The sequence below is a fragment of the Streptococcus lactarius genome (assembly GCF_016642265.1).
Taxonomy (GTDB): domain Bacteria; phylum Bacillota; class Bacilli; order Lactobacillales; family Streptococcaceae; genus Streptococcus; species Streptococcus lactarius.
Genome location: NZ_MRXX01000006.1, coordinates 39,042 through 44,716, shown reverse-complemented (window position 1 = coordinate 44,716; position 5,675 = coordinate 39,042). Strand labels below are relative to the sequence as shown.

Sequence of the window (5,675 nt, the reverse complement as noted above, 5' to 3'; positions counted from 1 at the left end):
GCGTCTTGCTCGACACTCCGAAGACAATTGAGAGGCTAGGACTTTTGTCCCAGCCTCTTCAATGCTTGATAAAACTAACTGTATAATGCTGTCGTTGATTGCTCAAATCAAGACTTTAATGCGGTGGATAAAACAGGCCAAGCAAGTCTCCTAAGCCTTGATTTACTCTTATAGAGCTAAAGAGGGCCTCTTGTGTTGGAATGCTCTGCAAGTTCCAACCGCCTTCCCTTATTTTTGCTTTCCTGTAAACCGCCATTGAAAGCGCAAGCGATCATACAAGGGATACTCAAACTGCAAGACGGCAAGTCCCAGGATCATACTGCCAAGGACGTCAGATGGGTAATGAACCCCAACATAAACACGAGAAGCCACAATGATTCCGATTCCCAAAAGCAGCACTCCTTGAAGAACATAACGAGCTATCTGATGTTTCAAACGCTGCCCGATCATGATGATCAAGCTGCCCAAAACAAGGGTAGACGCCAAGGAATGGCCACTTGGGAAGGAAAAACCTTTTTCCTCAACTAGATGAAGAATACTTGGTCTCGGTCTCTGGTAGATATTCTTCAGAAGAAGAACCAAAAGACCAGTCAATACCAGATTGCCCCCTAGAAAAAGAGCTTCACTATACCATTTCTTGTAGGCAAAAACAGCCATTAGAAGCCCCACCCAGATCACAATGATCTTGGTATCCATGACATGGGTCACCTTGGTAAAGAAGGCTGTCAACGCTACAGGTAAATCCCCTCGCAGGGTCGATTGAATCGTGCTGTCAAAACCTGTTAATTGTTGGGGATAAAAGCGAATCACATATCCCAGAATCATAAAAATGAGAAGGGCGAAGCTTGCCTTCGCCCAATGTTCTTGTTTATTTTTCATATAGTTTCAGTTGGGACTGTATGAGGGTGTGCACCATCCAAAAAGAAACAGCCCAAATCAATCCTTCTAGTAGATTAAAGGGAACTACCATACCGAGTAGATACTTCTCAACACCAATATTGCCAGCGATATCAAAGCCTACAAACTTAGCATAAAGGGGGATTGCATAATAATAATTGACCACGAGCATGGCAATCGTAATACCAAGAGTTCCCACTAAGCTAGCAAGTACAAAGCGTTTTAAGGTTTGCTTTTTATTCCAAATAAGGGCAAAAGCTAAAACAAAGACGAATACTGCAACAATATTAATTGGTAATCCCACCAAGGTCTCAGCACCTTTACTATTTAGAGCCAGTTGAAGAACGGAGCGGACGATCAACACTAAAAATGAACTTCTCAAGTCAAAAAGGACTAAGGCTAGTAAGACCGGGATCGTACTAAAGTCCACTTTCAAAAAACCAATTCCGACTGACATTTGAAATAGCATCAGTAGAAAAGAAAGCGCGGATAAAACTGCCAATATGGTCAGCTTACGTGTATTTGTCATCATAGGTTCCTCCAATTTTCAATAAAATTAGAAGAAGTTGGAAAGATTCCCTTGACCTTATTCTATTCGAATCGTTTTAAAGAAAACTTAAACAGTTCCTTTGTACTTGAAGAAAGACGGCATGAAGATTCAAGAAAAAGAGCTTGACAACAAATTTTCAATCAAATCAAGAACCAGATTCCATCAAGTAGATGATCACAAAGAACAGGTTTGTTCCTCTCTCGTCTTCTCCCATCCAGACTATACTGTCGGTTGTGGAATCACACCACATCAGCTTGCGCTCGCGGACTTCTTTTAGAGGATGGAAATGGAGATTTTCTTTTAGATGAGGCGACAAGCTCTAGGCATAACTTCTAGTTAGGCAAAGCTTGGCAACAAAGTAGAAAAGAAAAAGAACATTTCCTAGTAAAAGTCACCGCCGGTCGGGAATTACACCCTGCCCTGAAGACTTCTTAATCATAACAAAAAAAACCTGCCGTGGCAAGTTTTTGTAACTTAATAGATTACATCGTTCGTTTTTTTGATTTTCCGTTCTTATTTGAGCTTGTCATGCTCATAACGATGGCTCAACTCCAGCCCTTTGAAACCTTGCTGGCGAAGCGCTTCATAGACAATCATGCAAACGGTGTTAGACACATTTAAACTCCGAACATGTTCATCGTTCATGGGAATACGTATTGCCTTCTCTTCGTGCTGGCGCATAAAGTCTTCTGGCAGGCCTTTATCTTCACGGCCAAATAAGAAATAATGAGACTTCCCATCCTGATAGGAAACATCCGAATAGGTCTGACTGGCAAACTTTGAAACCAAATGTACTTGGCCATCACGCGTTGCTTCCATGAACTCTTCTAAGCTATCGTAAAAACGGACATCCAGCTTGTCCCAATAATCCAGGCCAGCCCGCTTCATCTTACGATCATCAATCGGAAAAGCCATGGGACGAATGATATGCAAAGGCGAATTGGTCGCTGCACATGTCCGAGCAATATTTCCCGTATTTTGTGGAATCTGAGGTTGGAACAAGACAATATGATTTTGAGCTGCTGACTCTTGGTAGTCCAGTTCTTCAATATTCATAGTGATACTCTTTCTGATAAAAAAATAGCCACACTGCCCGGAGTCAAGCTCAGCAAACAGCGTGGTTACAGCTTCATTAACTTAACTCACAACAGGTTTGAGGTAAATCAACGAAGGTACTGTTTAAGTATACCATTTTTAAAACTCCTGTCAATAGTTTTTTAGATTTTTTTAAGAAAAGTTTTGTCATTCGTTCTTCCGAAAGTTAGCTTTAGAAATCTCTTTTAAAATCAGAAAACAGATGAATTTTTTGTGAAAATAAAGTATGATAGAATCATAGTCTGGAGGTAATCTATGAAAATTATTGTTGTCGGTGGTGGAAAGGTCGGGACGGCTCTTTGTCGTTCTCTTGTTGCTGAAAACCACGATATCATTTTAATCGAGCAAGATGAGGCCGTTTTAAACCATATTACCAAACGGTTTGATATCATTGGGATTTTGGGTAATGGAGCCAATTTCAAGGTCTTAGAGCAAGCAGACGTTGAAGATTGTGATATCTTCATCACTTTGACCGAACAGGACGAGGTCAATATGGTCTCTGCTGTTCTTGCTAAGAAAATGGGGGCCAAAGAAACCATTGTTCGGGTGCGCAATCCTGAATATTCTAATTCTTACTTCAAGGAAAAAAATATCCTAGGCTTCTCTTTAGTTGTCAATCCTGAACTGCTGACAGCCCGCTATATCGCAAATAGCATTGATTTCCCCAATGCCTTGTCTGTAGAGCATTTTGCAAATGGTCGAGTTGCCTTGATGGAGTTTAAAATCAAGTCCGATAGCCACCTTTGCGAGATGAGCCTCTTCCAATTTCGGAAGAAATATGGCAATATCATTATCTGTGCTATCGAGCGAGAGAATGAATTGACCATTCCAAACGGTGACTTTGTTCTGCAACCAAATGATAAGATCTTTATCACCGGTAATCGGATGGACGTCGTCCATTTTCACAATAGTGTCCGTCCGCAAGTGATCAAAAACCTGATGATTATCGGGGCTGGAAAAATTGCCTATTACCTCCTCAATATTCTCCAAGATGAACGTCGAAAGATCGATCTGAAAGTCTTAGAAATTAATCAGAAACGGGCGGAATTTTTTAGTCAAGAGTTCCCTCATCTCTACATCGTTCACGGCGACGGAACTGCAAAAGATATTCTCCTAGAAGAAAGTGCCAAACACTATGATGCTGTCGCGACCTTGACGGGTGTCGATGAGGAAAATATCATCACCTCGATGTTTTTGAATTCTGTTGGCGTTAAAAAGAATATTACCAAAGTCAACCGGACCAGTCTTCTTGAAATTATAGGAGACCAAGATATGACAAGTATCGTCACTCCAAAACGAATCGCAGTAGATACCATCATGCACTTTATTCGTGGACGTTACAATGCACGCTTTTCAAACCTGGAAGCTCTCCACCATGTGGCCAACGGCCGAATGGAAACTTTGCAATTCCAAATCAAGGAAGAAAACAAGCTGACCCAGGGGAACTTGTCCGACTTAAAACTGAAGAAAGGTGTGTTGATCGCTGCCATTATTCGAAACGGCAAGGCGATTTTCCCACATGGAGAAGACCATTTGATGGTTGGCGATCGTATTCTTGTAACTACCTTAATCCAAAATATCACTGAGATCTACGATCTCCTTGAGAGGTAAGCCCTATGAATAGAAGCATGATTCGTTACCTCTTATCCAAACTCCTCTTAATCGAAGCAGGACTCCTCATTGTTCCCTTGGTAGTTGCTACCATCTATCATGAACCCGCTAAGGTCTTTGTCTCTATTGGTGCCACCATGGCCATTTTGCTAGGTCTAGGATTTCTGGGGAGCTTCCAAAAGCCCAAAGATTTTCACATCTATGCCAAAGAAGGGGTTTTGATTGTAGCACTCTGTTGGATCTTATGGTCCTTCTTCGGTGCTCTTCCCTTTGTCTTTTCTGGACAGATTCCAAACATCATCGACGGCTTCTTTGAAGTCAGCTCTGGTTTTACAACGACCGGAGCAACGATTTTAGATGATGTGAGTGTCCTCAGCCATTCTCTTCTCTTTTGGCGTAGTTTTACCCACTTAATCGGTGGGATGGGAGTATTGGTCTTTGCCTTAGCCATTATGGACAATAATAAGAATAGTCACCTTGAAGTGATGAAGGCAGAAGTGCCTGGTCCCGTTTTTGGCAAGGTGGTGTCCAAGCTAAAAAATACAGCTCAAATCCTTTACTTCTTGTATCTAGGCTTGTTCTTCCTCTTTGTAGTGCTTTATTTCCTTGCTGGAATGCCCCTTTTTGATAGTTTTGTTATTGCCATGGGGACAGCCGGTACCGGAGGATTTACCGTCTTTAACGATGGAATTGCCCACTACAACAGTAGCTTGATCACCTATTTAGTTAGTGTCGGGGTTTTGGTCTTTGGGGTGAACTTCAACCTCTACTACTACCTCATGATCCGAAAATTCAAGGCCTTCTTTAAAGATGAGGAATTGCGGACCTATATCACCATCGTTCTGGTCTCAAGTGTTCTCATTGCCTACAATGTCCTCCATCTCTATGCCAATGTAGCCAAGAGCTTCGAGATCTCTTTCTTTCAAGTGTCCAATATCATCACTACAACTGGTTTTGGTTATGGAACGACTGAACAATGGCCTCTCTTCTCACAGTTTATCCTCTTAATGCTGATGGTTATTGGAGGGTCCGCCGGCTCTACAGCAGGAGGTCTCAAAGTCATCCGTTGCTTGACCTTATGGCGGATTGCAAAAAATCAGGTCCTATCCACCTTATCTCCTAATCGGGTCGTGACCTTGCACGTTAATGATACGGTACTAGATAAAGACACCCAGCACAAGATTCTCAAATACTTTACGATTTATAGTTTTATCACGATCGCTTTACTATTTGTCGTTAGCCTGGACAATAATAACTTCATGACTGTCGTCAGTGCTGTCTTTAGCTGTTTTAATAACATCGGACCGATGATTGGAACCGGTCAAACCTTCTCCATCTTTAGTTCCATTTCCAAATTCTTACTTTCCTTGGCCATGATTGCAGGACGCCTTGAAATCTACCCAATGATTCTACTCTTCCTCCCTAGAACATGGTCCAAGCGCTGATGGATAGCAAGGAATACAAAAAATGAGAGTGGGACAGAAATCGGTCATTCGTTAGAATTCGATTTCGTCGTCCCACC

General features: G+C 41.9%; 5 protein-coding genes and 1 riboswitch. Of the genes, 2 read left to right on the top strand and 3 right to left on the bottom strand.

The window, feature by feature from the left end; all coding sequences use genetic code 11:
• Nucleotides 1–228: 228 nt before the first annotated feature.
• From BTU61_RS04765 to trmL, 3 genes are all read right to left on the bottom strand, one after another.
• On the bottom strand, nt 229–879 hold the full coding sequence (locus tag BTU61_RS04765) for a phosphatase PAP2 family protein (RefSeq protein WP_200772554.1): 651 nt from the start codon (nt 877–879) through the stop codon (nt 229–231).
• Nucleotides 869–1,426, bottom strand: coding sequence for an ECF transporter S component (locus tag BTU61_RS04760; RefSeq protein WP_200772679.1), 558 nt, complete (start codon nt 1,424–1,426; stop codon nt 869–871). The genes BTU61_RS04765 and BTU61_RS04760 overlap by 11 nt, the downstream gene beginning before the upstream one ends.
• Nucleotides 1,427–1,645: 219 nt before the next feature.
• A riboswitch (FMN riboswitch) is annotated at nt 1,646–1,879 on the bottom strand.
• An 81-nt stretch (nt 1,880–1,960) separates the two neighbouring features.
• On the bottom strand, nt 1,961–2,503 hold the full coding sequence (gene trmL / locus BTU61_RS04755; protein ID WP_200772553.1) for a tRNA (uridine(34)/cytosine(34)/5-carboxymethylaminomethyluridine(34)-2'-O)-methyltransferase TrmL: 543 nt from the start codon (nt 2,501–2,503) through the stop codon (nt 1,961–1,963).
• Nucleotides 2,504–2,797: 294 nt separating this feature from the next.
• Between trmL and trkA the strand changes: the two genes are divergently transcribed.
• Nucleotides 2,798–4,153 carry a Trk system potassium transporter TrkA gene (trkA, locus tag BTU61_RS04750; protein ID WP_200772552.1) on the top strand — a complete coding sequence of 452 codons (1,356 nt, stop codon included), beginning with the start codon at nt 2,798–2,800 and terminating at the stop codon, nt 4,151–4,153.
• Nucleotides 4,154–4,158: 5 nt separating this feature from the next.
• Nucleotides 4,159–5,598, top strand: coding sequence for a TrkH family potassium uptake protein (locus tag BTU61_RS04745; RefSeq protein WP_200772551.1), 1,440 nt, complete (start codon nt 4,159–4,161; stop codon nt 5,596–5,598).
• Nucleotides 5,599–5,675: the final 77 nt, after the last annotated feature.